At 35.2% G+C, this 25,044-nt stretch carries 14 protein-coding genes; 5 read left to right on the top strand and 9 right to left on the bottom strand.

All coding sequences use genetic code 11. The features are described from left to right. Positions 1-113 precede the first annotated feature (113 nt). Positions 114-677 carry an alkyl hydroperoxide reductase subunit C gene (gene ahpC, locus IC221_RS20935; protein ID WP_188170828.1) on the bottom strand — a complete coding sequence of 188 codons (564 nt, stop codon included), beginning with the start codon at positions 675-677 and terminating at the stop codon, positions 114-116. Between the two features lie 286 nt (positions 678-963). Between ahpC and IC221_RS20930 the strand changes: the two genes are divergently transcribed. After that, positions 964-2,832 (top strand): sulfatase, encoded by a 1,869-nt coding sequence (locus tag IC221_RS20930; RefSeq protein WP_188170827.1) that lies wholly within the window; start codon positions 964-966, stop codon positions 2,830-2,832. Positions 2,833-3,343: 511 nt separating this feature from the next. On the opposite strand, the gene IC221_RS20925 is transcribed toward IC221_RS20930, so the two are convergent. Further along, positions 3,344-7,495 (bottom strand): response regulator, encoded by a 4,152-nt coding sequence (locus tag IC221_RS20925; RefSeq protein ID WP_188170826.1) that lies wholly within the window; start codon positions 7,493-7,495, stop codon positions 3,344-3,346. A gap of 741 nt (positions 7,496-8,236) precedes the next feature. Here IC221_RS20925 and IC221_RS20920 point away from each other — a divergent pair. The 4 genes from IC221_RS20920 to IC221_RS20905 all read left to right on the top strand — a co-directional run bounded on the left by IC221_RS20920 (position 8,237) and on the right by IC221_RS20905 (position 16,915). Next, complete coding sequence (locus IC221_RS20920; RefSeq protein WP_188170825.1) at positions 8,237-11,347, top strand: TonB-dependent receptor; 3,111 nt, start codon at positions 8,237-8,239, stop codon at positions 11,345-11,347. Positions 11,348-11,362: 15 nt separating this feature from the next. Next, positions 11,363-13,186 carry a RagB/SusD family nutrient uptake outer membrane protein gene (locus IC221_RS20915; RefSeq protein ID WP_188170824.1) on the top strand — a complete coding sequence of 608 codons (1,824 nt, stop codon included), beginning with the start codon at positions 11,363-11,365 and terminating at the stop codon, positions 13,184-13,186. 13 nt (positions 13,187-13,199) lie between these two features. Beyond that, a complete protein-coding gene (locus IC221_RS20910) occupies positions 13,200-15,278 on the top strand; it encodes a hypothetical protein (RefSeq protein WP_188170823.1) in 2,079 nt (692 codons plus the stop codon). A 326-nt stretch (positions 15,279-15,604) separates the two neighbouring features. Next, positions 15,605-16,915, top strand: a complete 1,311-nt coding sequence (locus IC221_RS20905; RefSeq protein ID WP_188170822.1) for a caspase family protein — start codon at positions 15,605-15,607, stop codon at positions 16,913-16,915. A gap of 182 nt (positions 16,916-17,097) precedes the next feature. Here IC221_RS20905 and IC221_RS20900 read toward each other — a convergent pair whose 3' ends face one another. From IC221_RS20900 to IC221_RS20870, 7 genes are all read right to left on the bottom strand, one after another. After that, entirely contained in the window at positions 17,098-19,953 is a 2,856-nt protein-coding gene (locus IC221_RS20900) for a type I restriction endonuclease subunit R (RefSeq protein WP_188170821.1), read from the bottom strand. Positions 19,954-19,972: 19 nt separating this feature from the next. Next, the gene (locus IC221_RS20895) at positions 19,973-20,503 is read right to left on the bottom strand and encodes a DUF6398 domain-containing protein (RefSeq protein WP_188170820.1); all 531 of its coding nucleotides are present in this window, start codon (positions 20,501-20,503) and stop codon (positions 19,973-19,975) included. 12 nt (positions 20,504-20,515) lie between these two features. Continuing rightward, positions 20,516-20,815 carry a hypothetical protein gene (locus tag IC221_RS20890; RefSeq protein WP_188170819.1) on the bottom strand — a complete coding sequence of 100 codons (300 nt, stop codon included), beginning with the start codon at positions 20,813-20,815 and terminating at the stop codon, positions 20,516-20,518. Positions 20,816-20,859: 44 nt separating this feature from the next. Next, positions 20,860-21,183, bottom strand: a complete 324-nt coding sequence (locus tag IC221_RS20885; protein WP_188170818.1) for a GxxExxY protein — start codon at positions 21,181-21,183, stop codon at positions 20,860-20,862. 218 nt (positions 21,184-21,401) lie between these two features. Beyond that, complete coding sequence (locus tag IC221_RS20880) at positions 21,402-22,631, bottom strand: restriction endonuclease subunit S (RefSeq protein WP_188170817.1); 1,230 nt, start codon at positions 22,629-22,631, stop codon at positions 21,402-21,404. Positions 22,632-22,634: 3 nt separating this feature from the next. Continuing rightward, positions 22,635-24,209, bottom strand: coding sequence for a type I restriction-modification system subunit M (locus tag IC221_RS20875; protein ID WP_188170816.1), 1,575 nt, complete (start codon positions 24,207-24,209; stop codon positions 22,635-22,637). A gap of 288 nt (positions 24,210-24,497) precedes the next feature. Continuing rightward, on the bottom strand, positions 24,498-25,040 hold the full coding sequence (locus IC221_RS20870; RefSeq protein WP_188170815.1) for a helix-turn-helix domain-containing protein: 543 nt from the start codon (positions 25,038-25,040) through the stop codon (positions 24,498-24,500). Positions 25,041-25,044: the final 4 nt, after the last annotated feature.

The following is a 25,044-nucleotide window of genomic DNA, read 5'->3' as shown; positions in this document are numbered from 1 at the left end:
TAAAAACACAAAAAATCCTACCTCAATGAGATAGGATTTTAGGCTAATTAAAAAGCAAACTATTGTATAATTAACTATTACTTATGTCTAATACTGGGGTGTAAATTTATACCTTAGATCAATCCTACAAGATCGATGCTTGGTTTTAATGTATCATTACCTTCTTTCCATTTTGCTGGACATACTTCAGAAGGGTTCTCTGCCACAAATTGTAACGCTTTCAATTTTCTCAATAACTCCTCTGCATTTCTACCTACGTTACCTGCTACTACTTCATAAGAAACGATTTCACCTTCAGGATTCACGATGAAAGTTCCTCTTTCTGCCATTCCGTCTTCCTCAATCATTACCTCAAAACCTCTTGAAAGCACTCCTGTTGGATCAGCAAGCATTGGGTAATTGATTTTTTTGATTGTTTCAGAAGTGTCATGCCATGCTTTGTGTACGAAGTGAGTATCTGTAGAAACAGAGTAAATTTCAGTACCAGTCGCCTTGAAATCTTCATAAAGGTTAGCAAGGTCTTCTAGTTCTGTTGGACACACAAAAGTGAAGTCGGCAGGGTAGAAGAAGAAGATAGACCATTTGCCTAAAATATCTTCTTTAGTGACTGTTTTGAAGTCGTTGTTTTCGAAGGCTTCTACTTTAAAATCTACTACTTGTTTTCCGATTTGTGACATAGTTTTATATTTTTTGATTGATGTTTGTTTCAGTTTTTTCAACCGCTTTCCGATTGATTACGATACAAACATACGGCGGGATTGGGTATTTGTAAAATTGATTGTTTTTATATTGATATAGATTTCTCTTATGTGATATGGTAATGAAGGGGGCTTTCACTTTTAATGATAGAGAAATAAAAGGAGGAGTAATTTTGTCACCTTTCTTTTACCGAAAATTTACCCATTCATTTCTACGTGTTTGTTATTTTTATTGATCAAATTGACTACTAAACTTCAAAATGAAATGAAATATCATTACAAAGGTCTTTTTTTAATTTTAGCCATCTGTTGGCAAACTACATTATTTGCTCAACAAAAGCGACCGAATATCGTTTGGCTCACTTCTGAGGATAATTCAGCCAATTGGTACAGGCTGTACAATCCAGAACATGGAGCACCAATGCCGAATATTGAAAAATTGGCAGAAGGTGGGTTGGTTTTTAATCATGCCTACTCAAATGCTCCAGTTTGTTCAACGGCAAGAAGTACAATTATTTCAGGTGTTTATGCTCCAAAAACAGGTGTGCATTTTCACCGTCCGCAGGAGAAAGTTCATATGCCTCAAGGGTTAAAAATGTTCCCAAAATACCTTAGAGAGGCTGGATATTATACAACCAATAACAGTAAGCAGGATTATAACTTTACAAAAGAGGAAGTTGAGGGCGTTTGGGATGAAAGCTCTAAGAAAGCAACTTTTAGAAATAGAAAACCCAATCAACCGTTCTTTCATGTTCAAAATTTTGCAGACACACATGAAAGCCAAATGTTTGGACCTCTTAAATCGCATGTTGAAGATATAGGAGAACCTGATAATGTTGATTTATTTCCTTACCATCCTGATACACCAATTTTTAGACAGAAGTATGCACAGTATATTTCATTGAATCACCATGTCGATAAGAGAATTGGTAAGATTGTAAAACAATTGGAAGAAGATGGGTTGTTGGATGATACTTTCATTTTCCATTATGGAGATCATGGTGGAGTGCTTCCGGGAGGAAAAGGTTATGCTCACAATGATGGCTTGCAAGTGGCTATGGTGGTTTATGTTCCAGAAAATTGGAAACACCTGGCACCCGCTCCTAAAGGCTCTAGAGTGGATGGCTTTGTAGAGTTTATTGATTTGTCTGCCACCGTATTGCACCTTGCAGGAATTCCAGTACCAGAGCAAATAGATGGAAAGCCGTTTTTAGGTGAGGGTGTGACTTTAAAAGAATTGGATAAGAGAGATGAGGCATTTGGTTATGCGGATCGTTTTGATGAAAAATATGATTTGGTACGTTTCCTCCGAAAAGGGAAATACAGTTATTGGAGAAGCTATCAGCCGTTTAATTTTGATGGTTTACATAATTTCTACCGTTACAAACAACCGGCTTTCAGAGAGTGGAGAGATTTAGCGAGAAAAGGAGAGTTGGAAGAAGTACAGGAGGCTTTTTATCGATCACGTTTGCCTGAGCAATTGTATGATTTAGAAAATGACCCTCATGAAATCAATAACCTGGCCAATGACCCAGCTTACAAGAAGGTGTTATTAGAAATGCGAAAAATAATGCATGACCGTGTTAAAGGAATGCCTGATTTATCATTTTATCCAGAACCTACTTTTTTAAAACTCAGTAAAGGAGATGGAGTCGCTTTTGGCAAAGAAAATAAAAGCCAAATCAATAAATTAATCAACCTTGCGGACTTACAACTTTTACCTTTCAAAAAAGCCAAAAAAGGAATAGAGAAAGCATTACATTCTGATGATGCCATGGAGCGTTATTGGGCCTTAATCAATTGCAGTGCATACGGAAAAGAAGCATCCCCTTTTTATGCAACCGCAAAACAATTGGCAGCTTCTGATCCCGACCTTTTGGTACGAACACGTGCAACAGAATTTTTAGGGCTTACCGAAACAATCGACCCAAAACCTTTAATACTTGATATTTTAGATCAATGTAAAGATCCCATCGAAACCAATTTTATATTAAATACAGTGGTCTTATTGATGGATGCTAAGGGAATGAAGATTGACCTAGAAACAATCGAAAAGGCACACTGGTCGAAGTTCGAAGGTTTAGTACCTCGTCGTATTGAATACCTAACGGAATTGGCTCAAAAGGATATTTAGTAGTTTACAATATATTTACCCCTATTAATTAAGGTGTTACTTGATAAAAAATCTCCTCCTTTCAAAGTATGAAAAGAGGAGATTTTTGTATAATGATAATATTTTGATTAAAAGGTGTTTTAATTTTTGTGTAGTAAGGTGAAGGTAATCAGTATTTTATATTTTCAATTAATTAAAATTAAGGTTTTTGTTAAGCATATAAACCTACATTTGGTATAGATAATTAATCATAATAAGACTTCTTAACTAAACTAGACAAACAAATTATTTAATTTATCTATTCATTCATAAATAATTGTTGATATAACAATCTATATGATGTCGTGATTACTTATAAATATAGTTTATTCAAAATAATTAATAACTACCTATAAAATCTATAACATAGACGAACAATTACACAGAGTAAAATCTATATTTAACTTGGTAAATAGAATATAATAAGGTTAATAAGTGAAAAGCTGTATCGTATTTTGATACAGCTTTTTTTATTTACAACATGGTGTTTGGACTATTCTTTCTCTTCTAAACTTTTCCCATATTTACTCGGTGAAACACCATAGTATTCTTTAAACATTCTACTGAAGTGTGTGCGGTTTTTAAAGCCGGTTCTGACACATACTTCTGCTACAGGGAGATTTTCCTGCACCAAAAATTCAGCAGCCTTTTTTAAACGATATACCTTCAATAATTCATATGGTGTGTAGTTCGTAATTGCTTTTACCTTTTGGAAGAAAGTGGTACGGTTAAGATAGAGGCCCTTAGCGAATACATTCATGTCAATGTCTTCATTTTCAAGGTTTTCTTCGATCAGTTCATAGAATTTCTCAATAAAAATGGCGTCATCTTTATTGGTGTTTTTCTTCTCAACTTCAACAGGAAAATCAATTTGGAAACGCTCCCTTAATTGCTTTCTGTTTTTCAATAACATTTGACTAGAAGCAATTAAATGCTTCATATCGAAAGGTTTTGAGATATAGAAATCGGCACCCACTTCAAGGCCTTTGACCTGATCGTCAATAGAGGATCTTGAAGTAAGAAGAATAATTGGAATATGACTCGTTCTGATATCTGTTTTCAGCTTCATACAAAGTTCCAAACCATTTAACTCAGGCATAAGAATATCACTGATGATAAGGTCCGGCCATTCGTTTTCAAGCTTCTCCAAACATTCTTTACCATTTACAAAGCAAGTGACATTGAAATACTCAGATAAAACATCACTGACAAACGTTCTAAGTTCCTCGTTATCCTCTACATAAAATACATTGAGTTCTTTCAAACTTTCATCCATCAGATAACTTGGAAGTTCCAAAGTGGTAGGCAGTATCTTTTGCTTTTCTTCATCAGTTTCGTTTTTCAGTATATCCTGAATTCTGTTTTCGTTCAATGCATCTTTGGCATTGACCTCAACAGGAAGTGAAACAGAGAAGGTAGTTCCCACATTCAGTTCACTCTCGATACTGATTTTACCAAAGTGCATTTCAACCAAACGTTTAGAGAATGCCAAGCCAATACCCGAACCAATAGAGTAGGTGTTAGAATTTTCTGATTGATAATAGCGATCAAAAACAAAAGGAATTTGAGCTTTTTCAATACCAATACCAGTATCAATCACTTGGAAGAATAATGCATTCTCATCATAACCGTACTTAATTTTGATGGTATCACCTTTCTTTGTGAATTTAAAAGCATTATTGAGCAAGTTGTTCAATACAATTTCAATTTTATAACGATCTGCCGTAATAAATAATTGGTTGGCGTCTCCTTCAATTTCTAAATGCTTTTCTTGTTTTTCAGCAAGTGATTCAAAATCCTTTTTGATGTCCATAATAAGAGAAGTAAAATCAAAGTTTTTCGATTTTAACTTCAAAATAGACTGCTCGGCTTTATGGAAGTCTTGCACTTGATTCACCAACTGTAACATCTTATTGGATTGTCTGTTGATAAGATCAAGATGAACGAAGGCATCTTTATTAGAGGCAAACATTTTAAGGAGCATTTGAATAGGCCCCGTAATCAACGTAATTGGCGTTCTAAATTCATGAGAAATATTCATGAAGATTCGTTCCTTCGTTTTATTGAGTTCATCCACACGTAAACGCTCAATATGCTCTAATTCTAATTCGTGCTTTAAGTGTGTATGATTTAGCATAAAGCGTATCACAATGTACACTATAATACAAAGCGTGACGAAATAACAGAAGTAGGCAAATGAAGTTTTCCATAATGGAGGTTTTACCTCAATCTTTAGTTTTAACGGAGCTGTCCAACGGTTTTTGGAATTTGAAGCCATCGCTTCCAAAGTATATTTTCCTGGAGCTAATCCATTAAAAGAAACGTTTTTAAAAGCAGATGTTGTTTCTATCCACTCTTCATCCTGAGGAAGCAAACGGTACTTTAATTTGTAACTTGATGGGTAGTTGGAATAATGCAGTAGTAATAATTCAATAGAGAAATTATTCTCGTCATACTGCAATACTATTTTCTCTTTTTGATCTAAAGGCTTATCCAAAATGACACGATTGTCGATGGTATCATTGACATGAACGGTGGTGTTGAGCAATACTAAATCACCAAAATTAAAAGGAGGAATAGGCTTTTTAATTTCAGTTTTAGACGGGTCAAAGTAGCATATTCCATTACCGGCCGCAAAAATTATGGTATTCTCATTTTGTAAGAAACCGACATTTTCAAAAGCATAGGCACGTACACCATCTTCCACCGTAAACTGTTTAAACACTTTAGTATTCAGGTCAAAAAGGTTTAACCCTTTATCTGTTGTGATCCATAATTTATCATCCGTATCATAGATGATTTTTTTGACGATATTGTTATCCAAACCATCTTTTTCTGAATAACAATCATATTTCAAATTATCCTTATAAACATCATTAATAATACAGATTCCTTTGCCTTCTAACCCCAAACAGATAGAACCATTGGGTAGAAGAATGATATTAGACACGTGATTGGAAGGCAATGATTTCTTGGCTTTCGGGTCGTACTTGTATTGACTGATACTCATTTCGTCTAACTTTTGGTCAGCTTGATTATCAATGCGTAAAAGTCCATTTAATGTAGTACCTACCCAAACAGTATGGTTCAATGAATCCATCATCAGTGTTTTGAACTGATTGGCTTCAGTAAGCTGAATTCTTGGATTGCCTTTTAATGCATCGCCTGAGATCAGTTGTCCAGGATTTTGCATTTTAAAGCGGAAAAGGCCATTGTTTGTTGCCATCCAATACAAGCCGTGTTGATCCACTTGTACTTGTATTAATTTTGAAAAAGTAAGTTTAGGGATGTCTTCAGATTTGACTCTTATCCATTTTTGGTGTTCATCAGGAGCTTGATAAAACCAACTACCTCTTTCTTTGGTAAATCTCAACCATTTCCCCCCAAGGTTATCTTTCACAACAGAAGACCATGCTTGTGGAATTGGCATTTGATCAAACTCTTGAGGCAGAGGTTCAAGTCTTCCTGTTTTAGTATTAAAATAGATCAATCCTCTGAGGTAAGAACTCAACAAGATGTGTTCTTCATCCCAAACACACCCTTCTAAGATTTTATTATTGAAATTTCGACCTCTTAATTCAGCTGTATTTAAATCTGCATATTTAAAAGGAGAAGCCACCTTATCAAAAGCAAAAAGACCATTGCTCAATGAGCTGATCCATATTTCATTATCTTCTTTGGTAGAGAAGATATCGCTTACCCTTCCAATATCAAAATAGCGGATTGCTTTCTTTCTTCTGAATCGAGTTTTTTCTTTTAGTCTTTTTGGATTCTTTATTAATGCACAACCTTTTGATAGCATACCACACCAAAGATTGTTATTGTCATCCATATCTAAATGGAGAAAACGGGCATTCTGAAAAAACTTCTTAATGTAATGGAATTGGTATTGCCCATTGATCAAGTTGGTTTTGATTAGACTAATACCGTTATATTCAGCAAGAAAAATATTGTTATCATCGTCTAAGGTAATACCCTTGCATGAAGATATGTGATCTTTTAATATATAGTCGTGTTCATCCTTATTGGAGTCATAAGAGATTAACCCTTTTGCCGTTGAGATTAAGATCACATCTTCGCCGAGTGGCATAGCATCAAAAACATATCGGAAGGATTTATCTTTGACCTCAATGTGATGTACCCTTTCTAATTGATAGTTCTCACGGTTGAAGAACAACAAACCATCATATTCAGTAATACAAACAATGTGATTTTTGAGAGGAACAATCTTCGCAATGACACAAGGTCGATCGGAAGAATTTGAAATGTTATCTGTAGGAATGGTTTCAAAACGCTGTTGATCATAGTAATAGATATTCAAACCATCTTCTGTACCAATCCATATATTGTTTTTCTGATCTTGATACAGTGATCTAATCTTATTATCACTTAAGATCTTTTTATAATCTGAATTTCTATGATTTTGGAATTCATACCCATTAAACCGATCCAGTCCATTATAAGTACCAAGCCATATCAATCCTTTATGATCTTTCAATAAAGCAGTAACCCCATAGTGCGAAACACCATCGTTGATACTATAATTCACTAATCCATTATTAGTAGTATTCGTTTTTTGGGCACTTATATTTATATGTGAAAATAATAGTAGTAAAAACAGTTGAATAAAGTAAATTCTTCTCATGCGTACGGTCTTATTGGGACAAAATCTATTAAAAATATGATACCCAACTCAATAAAAATAATTAGAACAGTTTAAAAAATACTCTGTCATAAATGTAAAAAATACATTATTTTTACCAAAGCTTTTAAGCTATTATTTTTTATCCGTTGACAACATTTAAATAAAATTTGATTTGTATAAGATAAATACAATATTTACCCGGTTAACATAAATCTTAATTAATGTAAATATTTGTTCTGTTTTCTTAAATTTGATTTACATATTGACATCGCTTTTAGTGGTGTCTTACTTTTTAAACTTTAATTTCTTGACTTAATCACTTTAATTATATGAAAAATAGATACTTATTAAATACCCTATATTCAGTTAGTTATGTTGGTGTTTTACTTCAAAAAACATTTTATTGATTTATAGTCACCTTCAAATTTTGATCTCTCTCTACCTTTATATTGTTATTTAACACAAGCACGGAGCTTTTAGTGAAACGTTTTTTACTTCAAACACTACTTGTCTGATAACAGATTAGAAAAACAATACTATTGAGTTATTCTAATTGATGTGGCCAACTCAAAATTTTTTAGAAGAACTAGTTTAAAGAAGAATACTCTATTGAAATGATTCTAATCGAAGGTGAAATGAATGGTAACATATAATTGAAGGTTTATCGCAGAACTTACAATTATGGTACAAGAACAAGAACTTCGTTCGGGTACTTAAAGTAATTTATTAATGAAATGTAACATGAATACTTACTTGTCTAACTTATTCTCTTATAGGAGTATACTATTACTTGCACTGCTGTCAACACTAATGTTTACGAATGATACATTGGCACAAGACAGAGTACTGAACGGTAAAGTACTAGGTGCAGATGACAATTTACCGCTACCAGGTGTAAACATTATGGTACAGGGAACCAAACAGGGTACTGTATCTGATTTTGATGGTAAATTCTCCATTCTGGTGGGTGAAGGTGATGTTTTGGTTTTCACTTTTATTGGTATGAAACCAACAACATTTAATGTAAATGCAGAATCGAACATAACCATCATGCTAGAAAGTGATGTTGAAATGCTTGACGAGGTAGTGAAGATTGGTTATGGTGAGCAAAAGAAAAAAGAAATTTCAGGTGCTGTAGCACACGTCAAATCTGAAACATTAGACAACTTTGTCACTTCAGATATTGGTGATGCACTACAAGGTCAAGTAGCGGGTGTGAGTGTCACATCAGCTTCAGGTTCTCCAGGTGAAGGATCAGTGATTCAAATTAGAGGGGTAAGTACAGTATCTAACGTAGAGGGTGCTAACCAACCGTTATATGTTGTTGACGGAATTCCTCAAAATGAAGATCCTCGATTAGCACCTAACGAGATTGCGTCTATTGATATCCTTAAAGATTTAGCTTCATGTGCGGTCTACGGAACAAGAGGTGCTAACGGTGTAATCTTAATCACAACAAAGACTGGTAATCAAGGAAACTTGAAAGTATCAATTGATGGTAACTATGGTGTAAGACAGATTACTTCCAACACACCAGTGATGAATTCATCACAGCAAGCTTATTTTGATATCTTGGAGCAAAGAGCATTGAACCCAGGTATTTCAGATGATGAAATCAACATGTTTATCCAAAGAAACAAGAACAACTTCTTAAATGATAATAATCTTGATGAATTGGTATTTGTAGATTATGCGCCTACGCAACAGTACAACTTAAACATTACGGGTGGTTCAAGTTCAGGATTTACTTACAACTTAACTGGTGGTTATTTTAATCAAGAAGGTAACGTGATCAACTCTTCGTTTGATCGTTTCAACTTACGTGGTGGTTCAAGTTATAAGTCTAAAAAATGGACAATCACTTCATCTATTGCCATTTCAACGGAAGAGAGACAAAGACCTTCAGGTAACTTATTGACGCAGACAATTCGTTATAAGCCTTACATGGCTCCTGTAGATCCTAGCAAAGATGTGTACGCAGGTGCATCGGATCAAGAGGCTGTTCAAGCCAACTTCTTATACCAATCATTGTATTTCCAAGACCTTGAAGATAGAGATCGTTTCTCAGGAAACGTTAGTATCAAATATGACTTTACTGATTGGTTATCTTTCACAACAAACGGTGGTGGTAGCGTATTGAACAGAAACCGTTCACGTTTCAATCCTTATTTCAAAATTGTGAATGAGAATACGGGGAAAGAATTTTCAGATATCAATAACTCTTATTACTCTGAGCAAACAGAACGTAGTACAAGTTTTAGCTGGGATGGTAGATTCTATTTCCATAAAAAATGGGGAGATCACAATTTTTCAGCATTGCTAGGCGGATCAATTGAAGAATATGGCGGACAAAGTCATACTGTTTCAAGAAGAGGTATTGTAGATAATTCTAAGCCAGGTTTTGGTTCTGCCACTTTAGAGACGGCTGTAACTCCAGGTTTCAATTATGTCTACAAATTGATCGGTACAATCGGTCGTTTACAATATGATTACAAAGGAAGATACTTATTGTCATTAAGTGGTAACTATAACGGTAACTCAAAATTTGCTGAAAACAATAAATTCAAATTCTTCCCATCGGCTTCAGTAGCATGGAACGTAGCAGAAGAGCCATTCTTCGAAGGTGCTAAGGAAACAATGAACATTTTCAAGATTAGAGCATCACATGGTAACGTAGGTGGTCAATCTTTCAGACCTTACTCAGATCTTCCAACGATCAGAAGAGGTTATGATTATGATTTCAATGGTAAGATTTATTCAGGTGCTGCACAAGCTGCTTTTGCAAACCCTAATGTACAGTGGGAGACTTCAATCCAAAACAACATTGGTGTAGATATGGCATTCTGGGGTAACCGTTTAACATTCAACGCTGACGTTTACCATACAACAAAAGAAGACATGTTATTCCCAATTGAAGTGCCATCATCAGCAGGTACTGCATCAGGAGGAAACAATGATAAATTAGTGACGCTTAACGTGGGTAACATGGTCAATAAAGGTTATGAATTGGCTTTAAGTTATAAAGGTAGATCGAAAAAATTGAATTGGACGATTACGGGTACATTCTCAAGTAATCAAAACGAAATCACGAATATGAATACAGAAGATTTCGTTTATACAGCAGATCAAGGTTTGATTTGGGGTGCTGTAAACCAATCAAGAGCTACGGTATTTGCGAAAGGTTATGAAGCAGGTGCTTTCTTCCTTTACAGAACGGACGGAATCATCAAAACAGATGAGCAACTTGCTGAATACAATAAGGTCAACCCTGCAGCAAAAATGGGTGACTTGATCATCAAAGATACCAACGGTGACGGTCAAATCACTGAAGCTGACAAGGTGTACGCAGGTAGTGGTTTACCTAATTTTGAAACAGGTTTGATTATCAACTTACGTTGGAAAAACTGGGACTTTATGATGAACTGGTATGCAGCAGTAGGCCATGAAATCATGAATGGTAGTAAGCTAATGGCTTATTCTGAGGGTAGACATGTGGATCAAATCCATACTTGGTCACCAGATAACCCAACGTCAGATATTCCAGCGTATAGAGGTGACTTGAAACAAGGTACAACCAATTTTAGAGGGGATACAGACCTTTGGTTAGAAGATGGTTCTTATTTGAGATTGAAGAACATTACCTTAGGTTATAGTCTTCCAAAAAGTATGTTGAAAAGAGTGAAAGTTGATCAGTTTAGAATTTTTGTAAGAGCACAAAACGCTTTAACATTTACAAAATATACTGGTTACGATCCTGAAGTGGGAGGCAATGGCGTGTCTTCAAGAGGTTTAGATAAAGGTAATTATCCAATTGCTGCATTGTACTCAACAGGTTTCCGATTAAACTTCTAAACAACACTGACAACCATGAATTACTTATCAAAAAATATTTATAGATATATTCTATTATTAGTGAGTTTCTTTGGTGTAACAGCATGTAACAATTACTTGACTGAGATCAACCCGAATGAAACAACCATTAAAGATTTCTACACAAGTTTAGATGATTCAGAAGCAGGTTTAACGGCTGTTTATGCATCGATGATGAATCATTATATTTGGAATTTTGGGGAAGAAGCGTGTCGATCAGATTTAGGGTACCCTGGTATGGACCGACCAACTCCTACAAGTAAGCTTCTGACTTATTATCAGCACACTTACACTGAAACAAGTGACGAGATCAATAAGAAATGGGCGGCATTGTATAATGGTATTTTCAAAGCCAATCAAGTCATCCATGGTCTTCAATTTGAGTCAATGGCTGAATTTAGAAATGATCCACTTTGGACACTTCAAATGGCTGAGGCAAGATTTTTCAGAGGATTATTACATTTCTATGCTCACCAAGCTTACAACAACGGTGAGGTGATTATTAGAGATACTTGGGTGGATGCAAATGATATGTACAAAAAAGTATCTTCTGCTGATTCAGTATTGAGTTTTGTAAGAGAAGACTTACATTTTGCATACGCTAACCTTCCAGCAAAACATGCCAATGTATCTTCTGATTTGAGTGGTGCAGCTAGAGTAACAAAAGGTGCAGCAGCAATGATCTTAGGAAATTCTTTCTTGTTTGATTTCGTTGAAGGTTCAAACTATGATTCTGCGGCTTACTATTACAATGATGTAATTTACAATAGCGAGTACGGCTATGGTTTAGAAACAGACATGAGTAAGATCTTTACAAGTGAAGGTGCTTTCAATCAAGAATCAATCTTGGAAGTAGCGTATTCAAATGAAGTAAGATCAGACTTAGGAAACTGGGATGAGATCAATGGACAAAACAGATGGGCAGCCGTTTTTTCTCCTCAAACGTATGGCGGCAACAGACAATCTATTCCTGTAGGTTGGGTGGCTTATGCTTACAAAATGGAGAAAATGGACCCTCAAGATAGCAGAAACACAGTAGAATTAGACGGTGCTTCTTATACTAGAAATATTTCGATGAGAGCATCAGCAATGATGGCTTTGGCAGAGGATGATTTAACATCGTACTATCAAATTGGTTCTGTATCAGAAGCAGATCCGTTTAGAGCTGGTGGAGCACGTTCGCCTGAGTTTGGTTACTACAAGCAATTCAGTAATTATGACATTCTTGATACAGAAAGAAGCTTACCATTGGGTAACCAAAGATCTGCTAAAAATGTTGTGATCAATAGATTATCAGAAGCTTACTTGAACTTAGCAGAGTGTAAGATTAAAATGGGTCAAATCACTGAGGCCATCATGTTGATCAATGAAGTAAGAGGTCGTTGGGGACTAGAACTAATCGGTACGCAAGTAGACGGTTCTAAAACTTATGATGGTGTCACTTACACTGCATCTTCACTAATGGATCATTTGATGTATGTTGAAAAACCATTGGAGTTGTCTGTAGAAGGTCACATGACAAGATGGATTGACTTAAGAAGATGGAACATTATTAAAGAGAATTTCCAACGTATTTCAAGTCAAAACTACTGGGTAATTCACTTCAAAGACGCAAGAACATACTCTAAGAAAACGCTTTGGAACAGTAGTATTATTCCTGGTGGTGACACTCACCCGTTCCCGGATAAGGAATTTACAGCAAGACCAAACTATAAGATTGTAGATGGAGAGGCAGCTTTGATGAATTACATTCCTTCATTGCATGATTTCTATCCGATTCCTACAGCGGAGTTATCAACGAATCCAGGTGTTAAAGGCTAAACTGAAGATAATCATGAAAGATATATATAAATTAGTTGCACTCTTTTTAATTGGCATTCTTGGTTTTACATCATGCCAAAAAGAAGATGAAATTGCAGACGATAAAAAAGTAAGAGCAGTCTCTTGGGCGATCAGTGAAGAGCACAAAGACACATTGGAGATCTCAATTGACGATTATATTTCCTTTATGGATGTTTCTCAGGGTGTTTTATTCCATGAGTGGACGATCGGTGAGGAGTCAAATTATCTGAAAGGAGAATTCTCAAAGACAGAAGAGGACTTTACACCCTTTATTGATTCTTTAGGAGGAGTGAAATCTGAAGATGCTACGGTGCATGTTTATTTCCCAACAGCCGGTATTCAAAAGGTAAGATTGTACAACACTTACGATCAAAAGGTAACGCATAATGGCGCAGGTCGTCAATTAGAAGCAGTAGAAATGACAGATCAACCGGGTATTTGGGTGATTGATACTACTTTTAATGTGGAAGTTTATGACAACGTAAAGCCTTCATTCTATGTTCTTAAAAACCATACAGACACAGTTTTATTTGTTTCTGCAGCGCAAGAAGTGGATGGTGCTGATGACTCTGATTGGCCAACAATAGACCTTATTGCAAGCGAAGATGTATTGACTTTTGTAGATACAACAACGGTCGGTAAACCAACAGATACAGAATGGACACTAAGCTACTTGGAAGAAACAAGTAAAAACAGAGTGTTTGAAGTGGTTCCTATGAAAACAGGACAAGGTAGAGCAGGAGCAATGAAGTCAATCCGTCAAGGATCATCTCAGGCATTGTCACAAACTGTTCAAAAGACTATTCCGTTGAAATTGAACATCAAGGCACCAGAAGTAAGACCTCAGTTTGAAGTTTACAAAGGAGAAACACTATTATTCGCTTACAATGATGGAGATGAAATTCCTTCTGATCCAGCAGATTGGACATCGATTTCAATCAAAGTGAATGAATCACTAACCTATGTAGACAATACACAAAGAGGTTTAACAAACGGAAGAGTGTGGACCTTGAATAATACAACAGACGAAATTTATACGGATGAAAATGCAGTAGCACAATACCCAACTATTTCAATGGCTTTCGAAGCGGGTACTTTTAAAGTAAGCCGTCAAGGTGTAGCAGGAATGCCAGATACAGAGGTAGAGCTTAAAATACCATTATTGATTGCTGTTGATGAAGCGTTATTGAAAACATCAGCCTTAACGGAAGAGTCTACAAAGGTCATTTCTTTTGAAACATCAATTCCTGTAGCTACCATTGGAGCAGATGCAGCAAGTCACTTTACGGCACATATTACGAACCCTAATGGTTATGATAGTCCATCATCTATCTCAACAGTAGCAATTGATCCGAATAACAGCCAAAGAATTTTCTTAACTGTTGGAGAAACGACTTATAATTCAGACGATATTACGATTGCCTACGATGGCAATGGAGGTATTTCATCTGCAACAGGCAACCAATTGGAAGCATTTGCAGAAGAAAGCGTTGTGATGTATAACTTATCAGAAACAGAGTTTGAAGATCCGGATCTTATCAGTGTTGAAGTACCAACTACATCATTGGGTAATGCCAATGCAGAAGGATGGTACCAAGATGGCGGTGCTGCCACTGAGAAAAAGAAATGGTTAAGATCTACAGCCTATGCCTCTCATGGTGATGCAAGTATGTCATTTATCAGTGATGACCGTACGATTGAGACATCAACGTTATTCTCCATCCACAACATTCACGCCGGCAAAACATGGGCCAACGGTATGAAAAATGCCCCAGGCGATTACTTACTATCCTTTGATATCTTTATCCCAGAAGGTGTTGATTTCACAAGTGGTTTGATCACTGGATTCCAAGATACTTCACTTCCAGGGAATGATAAGAGTGAATACACTCCAGACCTTTCGAATGTTGAAAAAGGAAAATGGGTAACTGTCAAACAAATCGTAAGCTTCGACTTACAAGCTTCACGAAGACAGTTGGTACTAAAAGTTGTCAACCCAGTACCTGCAACAGGAGCCTTGGAGTTCTATTTGGATAACTTCACGTGTATCGCCATTGAAGCGAGACCTTAAGTACTAAGACAAAATTATATACCACTAATTCTATTTATTGTTTTGCGATTACTTCCTTCAAAAAACTTTCAATAGAACCACTATTCATACGTTTTTTAGCGTTGTACTCACAAAAAATAAATAAGAATTAGTTATCATTTATTTTTGACTTAGTACTTAAGTATAAAAGTAGTAATAATGTAAAAGCCACCCCTTGCTTCTTGGAGCAAAGGGGTGGCTTTTTTTTTGAAGATTTTCAATTTCACTATAGTATGTTGGTTGCAATTTTTAAAGTATGAAAGTCTTTGTTATTTTACTGTATATTATTTATATATTAATTGTGAGTTATGTTAAAACCATTTTTTTTATTTGTATTAATTTTTTTCACAACTACAGTTGTTTTTCCTCAATCAACTAGAAACTTAAAAAGAGTATCAAATACAAACTTACCAACTGATAAGAAAATAGCACTTGTTATTGGTAATTCTGATTATGTAAACGGTGGAAGGTTAAAAAATCCTGTAAATGATGCAAGATTGATGGCTAAAACATTGACTGATTTAGGTTTTGAAGTGATCTATAATACAAATGTTACTTTGAATGAATTACAAAAATTAGAAGCTGAATTTGCGAGCAAAATAGATGCTTATAGTGTTTCATTGTTTTACTTTGCTGGTCATGGAGTTCAGCTTGATGGGGTTAATTATTTACTACCAATTGATGTGAAACTTGAAAACAAAAATATGATTAAATATGAAGGTTTTAATATTCAAAATATAAATAGATCTTTTGCCAAAAATAAGTTTTCTACGAAAATAATGATTTTAGATGCATGTAGAAACAATCCTTTCAATAGTTTTAGTAGAGGTATTGAAAGGGGATTTAATAGAGTTGAAAATCAACCTGGAGGATCAATTATAGCATATGCTACTTCTGCAAATTCAACAGCATCAGATGGAGGTAATGAAAAAAATGGATTATATACTTCAGTGTTGGTTGATGAGATGAAAAAAAAACAATCTATTCTTCACGTTTTTATGAACACTAGAAGAAGAGTAAGTCAAATGACTAATGGGAATCAAATACCTGAAGATTGGAATAAACTAATGAATGATTTTTTCTTTTATGAAGGTGATTTAAATACAAAACTAAATGAAGAATTATCTTTTAAATTATCTCAAATCAGAAATGAACTTGATAAACTTGAGATAATTAGGATAAATAGTAAAGATGATATCATAATAATAGAAGAAAAACTTGATAGGATAAATAGTGACATTAACCAACTTATAAATCAAAATAAAAACAAATTAATAGGAAAAGTTGATAATGAAATTTATGATAGCTTTCTAAAAGTTAAAAATAGTATTCAAGAGAAGAAAAATGTCTTTTTAGAAAATAACAAATCTGAAAAAGTAAAACCACCAAATAGTTATTTATATGTGACTACGTTTAAGAATATTAATAGTAATCCACCTCTTTATACATCACCATCTGTTAGTTCTTCAATATTACATATTTGTTCAAAAAATGCTAAGGTTTATGTAATTGATGATCAGGGAAAGACTTATGATAGAGGTGAAATTTACAGTAAGGTATGTGTGGATGGTCATCATGGATATATTGCTAAATCATATTTACATGAGAATGAACAATGATTAGACCTTAAATGAATATCTATCAACTGGTTCAAGTCTTAAGCTGCAAGCGTGACTTGGACCTATAGTTATAAAAAGTCTGTAGACTTTTAGCATTTGAGAGATAGAGAGTATGTACTATTACATCGAGCTCGCTATTATTAGCAACCCATGAATGAATTCATGGGCTGTTGATGAGGTGGTTACATCCCGCTGATAAACGTCTCCACAAAACCCATCATCTTATCCGTCACTCTCTGTGCAAGTTTCTTGCGTTGCAACAGTTTAGGCTTTGTCTCAAACGTTTCTACTACATCAGATTGAATAGGTGTTCTATTGGTAAAAAGGTAATCACTGATGACTTTTTCTGTGATATCGGCTTTAAGTTTTTCTTCTTCTACCAATTTAGTAAAGGCATTTTGCTTTTCTACCTCAATAAATTTATCAAATTCATCTGTTACCTGATCACTATCTTTGATGTGTGGTAGATTTTGATCAATAAACTTTTCGATCAACTCTTTCTTGCTTCTTAATTGTACTTCGCCTGATAATGTATCAATAATAGATTTCTTTTGAGCCATTTTTTTCTCTTCGTCTGGAGTTTCGCAAATTTGAGCTAAGAGTGTCAAAATATAAGCGACATTCACCTCATCTCTATGTATTAACTCCAATTCAAAATCTACATCATCCAAGATGGACGTTTTATCTTTTCCTCTATCGTTTTTGACCTTATCATTGATGTCTAAGTACTTACTCTTATAATCTTCAAAAGTTTGTGCAGTAAGGTCTAGATCTTCCTCCTTATAATCTGCAAAACCATGAAGAATATGTTTGATACGCATTAGATTTCTAAATGCTTTTACAAAGGCCAGTTGCTCATCTTCTCTTATTATATTATCGACACTTTCTACTGTTGGCGCTAAGTACAATAGTTTCTCTAATGCTTCATGAAATTTGTCTAAATGTTGTTCATAAGGCTCAACAAGAATGACTTCTTTGGCTTCTTTATTAGAAAAGAGAAGAATGGCATCGTCTGTATTCTTTTTGAGGTTTCTAAAACAAACAATATTTCCATGCGATTTTTTCTCGTCCAAGATTCTATTGGTACGTGAAAATGCTTGAATCAAACCATGGTATTGAAGGTTTTTGTCAACATACAGTGTATTTAATGTTTTACTATCAAAACCGGTTAAAAACATATTGACGACTAGAAGGATGTCAATTTCTTTACTTTTTACCTTCTTGGAAATATCGTTATAGTAGTTGTAAAACGACTTCGAATCTTTGGTAGAGTAGCTGGTCCCAAACATTTTATTGTAGTCACCAATGTAGTGGTCAAGAACTTCTCTTGTATGGATATTTCCGTAAGTAGCTACAGGTTCTACTACCATTGCACCTTCAAACTCCCCATAAGCACCGTTGGCATCTTTATCCTCTTCATTGGCGGTATAACTAAATATAGTGGCTACTTTGAGGTTATGCTCACCGGCTTCTTTTTTCTTTTGGAGAATATCGTAATACTTGATTAATGTCTCTACACTACTCACACACATCATACCAGTGAAGGTCTTACCGTGTGTTTTCCGATCGTGATTATTAATGATATAATCCGCTATTTTTGTCAGGCGTTTTTCAGATTCTAACAGCTCTTTGGTATCAATATCTTCTACTAAATGATCCGTATCGATATCCAATTCATTGTTGGAATTTTTTTGCTTATAACGGCCTACATATTCTATTGCAAAGCGTAATACATTCTGATCTTTAATCGCATCTGTAATGACATATTTATGCAGACAGTCGTCAAATAAATCTTTGGTAGTTCGCTTCCCTAAATCATTTTTAGAAGCATTATCGGCAAAAATAGGTGTACCCGTAAAACCAAACATTTGTTTGTTTTGGAAGAAATTTGTGATGGCTTTATGTGTATCACCAAACTGAGAACGGTGGCACTCATCAAAGATGAAAATTATACGTTTATCCACTAAATTTTCCATTCTTGATTGATACCGAGAACCATTAATGGCTGTATTTAGCTTCTGGATAGTCGTTACAATCAGCTTTGTATCATCAGTAAACTGTTTTACCAAATTATTGGTATTGTCTGTACCGTCTACACTCCCCTCAGAGAAGTGATTGAACTCTTTGGTGGTTTGATAATCTAAATCCCTTCTGTCTACCACAAATACTACTTTATGGACTTCGGGTAGCTCCATCATGATCTGAGAAGCCTTGAAAGAAGTCAGCGTCTTTCCCGAACCAGTAGTATGCCATATATAACCGTTCTTCACTCCCTTTTTTACTCTATCCGCAATCGCTTCCGTAGCGTAATACTGATAGGGGCGAAGCACCATCAATATCTTGTCTGACTCATGCAAGACAATGTATTTGGTAATCATCTTGGAGAGGTGACAAGGCTCTAAAAAAGCATCCGCAAACTTAGTCAGGTTAGTGATATTTCTATTTTCCTTATCCGCCCAGAAGAACGTTTGCTTAAAAGATTGCTTACGGTTATTGGCGTAATACTTTGTATTCACTCCGTTAGAAATCACAAACAATTGGATATAATTGAACAGTGCTTGACCTGCACCATAAGAATGACGTTGGTAACGGTTGGTTTGGTTAAAGGCTTCTTTCAGTTCCAATCCTCTACGTTTCAACTCTACTTGTACCAATGGTAAACCATTGATCAGTAGAGTGACATCATATCGGTTTTTATACTCCCCTTCCATCGTGATCTGTTGTGCCACCTGGAATTCGTTTTTACACCACTGCTTCTGATTAATAAAGGCTATATATTCACTGCTTCCATCGTCTTTATTGATCTGCATTTTATCGCGTAAGATCTTCGCCTTATCGAATACAGAACCTTTGTTTAAATGGTTCAAAACCTGCTTAAACTCGGCATCAGAGAACTCAGTGTTGTTATGCTTTGCTAGTTGGCTTTTAAGATTTGACAGTAAGGCATTTTCATCGGGTAGTTGTACCTGATGGTGGCCTAGTTGTTGAAGTTGTTTGACTAGGTTGTCTTCTAGGATTTGTTCTGGTTGGGTTGTCATTATACTTCGATGTTAGTATTTATTTCTTGTACGTGGTATATTCCATATCATACCCGTTCTTTCTTGCTTCTATTACTTCTTGCTGTACTTCTTGAGGAAGACTTCTAAAATCAACGTATTCACCATCAACTTCGACGGGTGAGTATAACGCATATAGTTCTTCTATTTTTCGAAACGGGTTCTCCTCTACCATTCTTTGAGTACTAAACTCTTTGTCAAATCGTTGCAATTTTAATAGTTTACGTATTGCTCCTGCTTTATTCCCTACTGTACTCGATTTCACACCCATCTTATCACACATATCATTCAACGACATATACGGCTCGAAGGAAGAGTCTGAAAGGAAATTGACAGTGCCAATGGTATGAATAATAGATGCCGCCCAAATGTCTAATTTTCCTCTAGCAAAAGGTACATCTCGTTTCCGCCCTAGCTTTTGAAGCAGTTTTACACACAGCGTTTTATACTCTTCATTCAAATGTTCGGTGCAAAAGGCTGATATCATACTTTCTAATTCAGCCTCTCTTTCTTTAATTTTTACTTTATCCATTGGTTTAAATTATTAGAGTATACTATTTAATAATTGCATTTCATCCTCACTAGTTGCATCTCTATCAGGGTAACCAATCATATCTAAAATATATTCTTTCCCTGAAGGTTTCTTTTCTGCTATATAAGCGACAACATTGCCAAAGGAATGGATGGATTTCAAAACCTTTATGAAATTTCTTTCTTTTACCGCATACAGTTTTTCTTCACCAATTGTCATTTCCAAAGCAACTTTCTTAGAGCCTTTGATCTTTTTGGTGGTATAATGTTTTAAAATACCTTTTCCCGGTCTGATTAATACTTCGTCTTCCATTTTTTTATGGTATTAAATATTCTCTTAAACTCTTCCCACCGAAATTAATTAAATAACCCCGTTGGTACATTATAAGCTTCACAGTAATTTTTAGCTTGTGCTAAATGGGTATCTTCTAGCCGAATCAATGCTTTCAATTCTACCATCACACCATCTACATAAAAGTCAACCCTTCTTGACCCAATTTGTATTCCTTCATAAAAAATGCTCATCTCCATTTCTCTTTGATAAGGAATACCCTGTTTCTTAAATTCTACAGCTAAAGCGCGTTGGTAGATCACTTCTTGAAAGCCATTACCCAATGTTCGATGTACTTTCATGGCACATCCTATTATTCTTCCTGTTAAGTCATTGTTGCTATAGTTCATAAGAGTGAATTGTTAATTTTTGATCACTCCTAATTCCTCAATGTCTGTACTAATATTTAACTGGATTAGGGGATTGGCAGGATTTATTGCTTCTTTTCAATCAATTTCATCTATAATTGAAAGAATATATTCAAAATATTGCTAATCCTATAACCCTGAAAAATCATGGTCCAAAATCCTGCTAATCCTATAATCCTACTTCATCCTGGTACAGACATCTACACAAACATCCCCTGCAACAACCCTTTCTTCCACTCCTTAACACCTTCCAACTCCTTACCAACTGCCTCTATCTTACGATCTAAAGAAGTTAAGAAATTGGCGATTTTTTGTTGTTCGGGGAGAGATGGATATGCTATTTTAATATTTAGTAAAGTATTTTCATGTATACGCTTACTACCAGTGCCAGATGCAATATTTTCTAATCTTGAATAAAACGATGGCCTACCTAAAAAAGCAATTAAAAAGGTACTTACTATTTTATTTTTATTTAATGATAATGTCGGAATATCGCCTGAAGTATAAAATCCATCAAATTCAGGAGGTATTATTCCAAAAGCACCATTAAAAAGGTTTTGTTTACCATAAATAAAATCTCCTTTATTTCTCTTATAATAAATTGTTGAACCTAAATTTAAAGAGTCAGTATTTTTATTCTTTAAAAGACCTTTTTGGTGTAACTTAACCGTTAATAGTTTATCCTTATCAATATTATCAGCTTTTTCTTTGTTAGGAATTGACATAAACTCCCCCAACTTCCTCTCTTCCCACTCCTCAAAAGCACTTCCACCTTCCTCTTTAAACCTAATCTCCCTAGAGAAGACCTTTTGCATCACCCCTTTCTTGTACTCCTCTAATAGCTCCTTCTTCTCGGTTAATTGTCCGATCTTTTTATCTACGGAGGATAAGAAGGTGGCGATTTTTTGTTGTTCAGGGAGGGTAGGGAGAACAATCTTTAATTTCTTTAAATCTGAATTATATACATTGCTAATACTTGAACCTTTTGCTAGCGTTGAAATCTTCCTTCTTAATCTATGATTGATATAAAAAGAAGCATAAATCTGCGAGTAGATTCCTTTTTTTAATGGTTTTAAAATATTTATTGTTCTACCTATTGCTACATTTTTCATTATTAATGCTGATGCAGAACCAATATCTAATGGGTCCTCACCTGCTGATGGTAATAAAATTTCATCACCATCACTAAATAGTAATTCAGATTTATCAAGACTCGTCTTGTTTACAATTTTTGTAATAACTTCCTTATACATATAGTATAATTCACCATAACGAACACAAGGAATTTCAAATTCAGGAGATGCTTCACTTTGTTTAATATTTTTACCCGTTTTGAAACAAAAAATATCTTGGAAGGAGTGAACTTTATAATCATCTGAACTAAACTCAGGAAACCTCAAAGCAGGAATATTCTTTTTTACTTCACTCATGGCTTAGAAAGGTGTTTTAATGTTCAACTGATCACAGAAATCTTGGATAGTCGTATCCGTATCTTTCATTTCTTCAGACAACTGTACCAAACGATCAGAAACCGCATCCAAATCTACAGGAGCTTCCTCTTCAAAAGTATCTACATAACGAGGGATATTGAGGTTGTAATCGTTTTCTTTCACTTCGGCTAAAGAAGCCACATGAGCGTATTTCTCTTCTTCCTTTCTTTCAGCATACGTAGAGATAATCTTTGCCACATCTTCTTTACGCAAGTAGTTTTGGTTCTTGGCTTTCTCGAAATGTTGTGAAGCATCTACAAATAGAATATCATCATCTTTTTGACGGCATTTTTTGAAGACCAAAATACAAGTTGGAATACTCGTACCGTAGAAAATATTAGCAGGAAGACCAATAACGGCATCTAGATAATTGTTCTCTTCAATCAGGTGTTTACGGATATGTCCTTCAGCTGCACCTCTAAACAATACACCATGAGGAAGTACCACCGCCATTGTGCCGTTTTCACCTAAATGATGAATCATGTGCTGTACAAAAGCAAAGTCCGCTTTAGAACTAGGCGCTAACTTTCCATACTCACTAAAACGATCATCAGATAAATGAATGGGATTGGCAGACCATTTTGCCGAGAAAGGAGGATTGGCTACGATGGCTTCAAACTGCTTTTCTTTATGTTGAGGGTTCTCTAAAGTATCTTCTTGCTGAATGTCAAATTCATTGTAACGTACCCCATGCAAAATCATGTTCATACGTGCCAAGTTGTACGTCGTTCTGTTCAACTCCTGACCATAGAAATGTGCCACTTCATCCACCTGCTTTGCTACGCGAAGCAACAATGAACCAGAACCACAAGTAGGGTCATATACCGACTGCAACTTGTCTTTCCCCACCGTCACCAACTGCGCTAAGATTTGAGAAACAGATTGAGGCGTATAAAATTCCCCTGCTTTTTTTCCTGCTCCCGAAGCAAACTGACCGATCAGGTATTCATAAGCATCACCCAATACATCTATTTCTGTATTTCCCAATTGGAAGTCAATCTGATTCAAATGGAAAAGCACTTTAGAGATCAACTCATTTTTAGCTTTCTCCGTTTTTCCCAGTTTAGAAGAAGTCAAATCCAACTCCTCAAACAATCCGCTGAACTCCTCTTCACTGTCCGTACCCATTGTACTTTGCTCAATGTGGTTCAACACATCGCGCAACTTCTCCAAGATAAAGGCATCCTGTTCCTGCCCTTCCTCCGAAAGTACCCTAAACAATTCGCTAGGCAATAAAAAATACCCCAACGATTCTAAGGCTTCCTCTCTAATGGCTTCCAGATATTCCTTTCCTTCCTCAGTTGCTTCTTTAATCTCCGAGAACTTCATTCCATCCTCTTCCAATAACTCATTCCCGAAAAGCTCCATGCGTTCCGAAAGATATTTGTAGAAGATAAAACCCAATATATAATCACGGAACTCATCGGCTCCCATATTTCCTCTTAACTCATTGGCGATGTTCCATAACTGTCGCTCTAATTGACCTTTGTGGTCTACGTTGTTAGCTATTTCTGACATGATAAAGAATAGAATTCATTTTAAGATTTCCAAGATAATAAAATAATGTTAGTAATACAGAATTGTATTTTACACAATGTTGTAAATAAAATCAAATATTTGCGTTCCCTTCAAAAAAATGAATTCGTGAGCAAATGCGAAAATAAATTCAAATAGACTGAAAATAAAAAGTGCTTCAAGTTTTGACGACCTGAAGCACTTTGTTTTGATAATGAATGACGTTTTGTCTATAATTTTAGGTTTTGGAGAGGTGTTTTTAGAGGGTGAAGTATAAAAAGACAATAGGGGTCAAGCCACTTTACATTTAGGGTATTGATGTAAAGTAGAATTAGTAGAATAGTGAAGTTGTTTAAAAGAAGAAGGTTGATTTGTTTTTGTAGTAGTTAAATGATTCTCCTTTAGGTGGGCAATCAACAACTCAAATAAGGGGATGTCATTGCGATAATGATGTGTTTTTTCCCATCCCAGTCGAATTTTATAGCGTTTGGTTTTCCATGGCCACTTTTCCTTTAAAAAGAAATAGCGTCTTCTAGCACGGGGCGTATCTGACTTCCAATAGATAAAGCGTCGGTCATCAAACAGCTCATATTTATTTTTTCTTCGATTAATTGTTTTTCTTTTGACTTTCGACATTCCACCCGCCACTTTTTTTCTCGCTTTCGCAAGTTGATCCGCTTTTATAGCATCGTATTTACCATGAAAGCTGTTGCGTTTTAACTCTCTATAAATACTTGACAGATGTACACCTAAAGCCTCTGCAATTTTTGTTTTCTTTACTTTGGCTTCTAGTAGTAATTGTAATTCAATTCTTTGTGCTTTGGTAAGATTCATACAT

Origin of the sequence: Flammeovirga sp. EKP202, assembly GCF_014534745.1 — a bacterium.
In the GTDB taxonomy this organism is placed as follows: Bacteria; Bacteroidota; Bacteroidia; order Cytophagales; family Flammeovirgaceae; genus Flammeovirga.
Note: the sequence above shows the minus strand (reverse complement) of the source record. Positions and strands in the feature narration are given on the sequence as shown.

What these genes read in the sequence shown, in the direction of transcription:
- IC221_RS20915 (WP_188170824.1), top strand. Translation starts at nt 11,363, where the DNA reads ATGAATTACTTATCAAAAAATATTTATAGATATATTCTATTATTAGTG.
- IC221_RS20875 (WP_188170816.1), bottom strand. Translation starts at nt 24,209, where the DNA reads ATGTCAGAAATAGCTAACAACGTAGACCACAAAGGTCAATTAGAGCGA.
- IC221_RS20925 (WP_188170826.1), bottom strand. Translation starts at nt 7,495, where the DNA reads ATGAGAAGAATTTACTTTATTCAACTGTTTTTACTACTATTATTTTCA.
- ahpC (WP_188170828.1), bottom strand. Translation starts at nt 677, where the DNA reads ATGTCACAAATCGGAAAACAAGTAGTAGATTTTAAAGTAGAAGCCTTC.
- IC221_RS20905 (WP_188170822.1), top strand. Translation starts at nt 15,605, where the DNA reads ATGTTAAAACCATTTTTTTTATTTGTATTAATTTTTTTCACAACTACA.
- IC221_RS20890 (WP_188170819.1), bottom strand. Translation starts at nt 20,815, where the DNA reads ATGGAAGACGAAGTATTAATCAGACCGGGAAAAGGTATTTTAAAACAT.
- IC221_RS20920 (WP_188170825.1), top strand. Translation starts at nt 8,237, where the DNA reads ATGAATACTTACTTGTCTAACTTATTCTCTTATAGGAGTATACTATTA.
- IC221_RS20880 (WP_188170817.1), bottom strand. Translation starts at nt 22,631, where the DNA reads ATGAGTGAAGTAAAAAAGAATATTCCTGCTTTGAGGTTTCCTGAGTTT.
- IC221_RS20900 (WP_188170821.1), bottom strand. Translation starts at nt 19,953, where the DNA reads ATGACAACCCAACCAGAACAAATCCTAGAAGACAACCTAGTCAAACAA.
- IC221_RS20895 (WP_188170820.1), bottom strand. Translation starts at nt 20,503, where the DNA reads ATGGATAAAGTAAAAATTAAAGAAAGAGAGGCTGAATTAGAAAGTATG.
- IC221_RS20885 (WP_188170818.1), bottom strand. Translation starts at nt 21,183, where the DNA reads ATGAACTATAGCAACAATGACTTAACAGGAAGAATAATAGGATGTGCC.
- IC221_RS20870 (WP_188170815.1), bottom strand. Translation starts at nt 25,040, where the DNA reads ATGAATCTTACCAAAGCACAAAGAATTGAATTACAATTACTACTAGAA.
- IC221_RS20910 (WP_188170823.1), top strand. Translation starts at nt 13,200, where the DNA reads ATGAAAGATATATATAAATTAGTTGCACTCTTTTTAATTGGCATTCTT.
- IC221_RS20930 (WP_188170827.1), top strand. Translation starts at nt 964, where the DNA reads ATGAAATATCATTACAAAGGTCTTTTTTTAATTTTAGCCATCTGTTGG.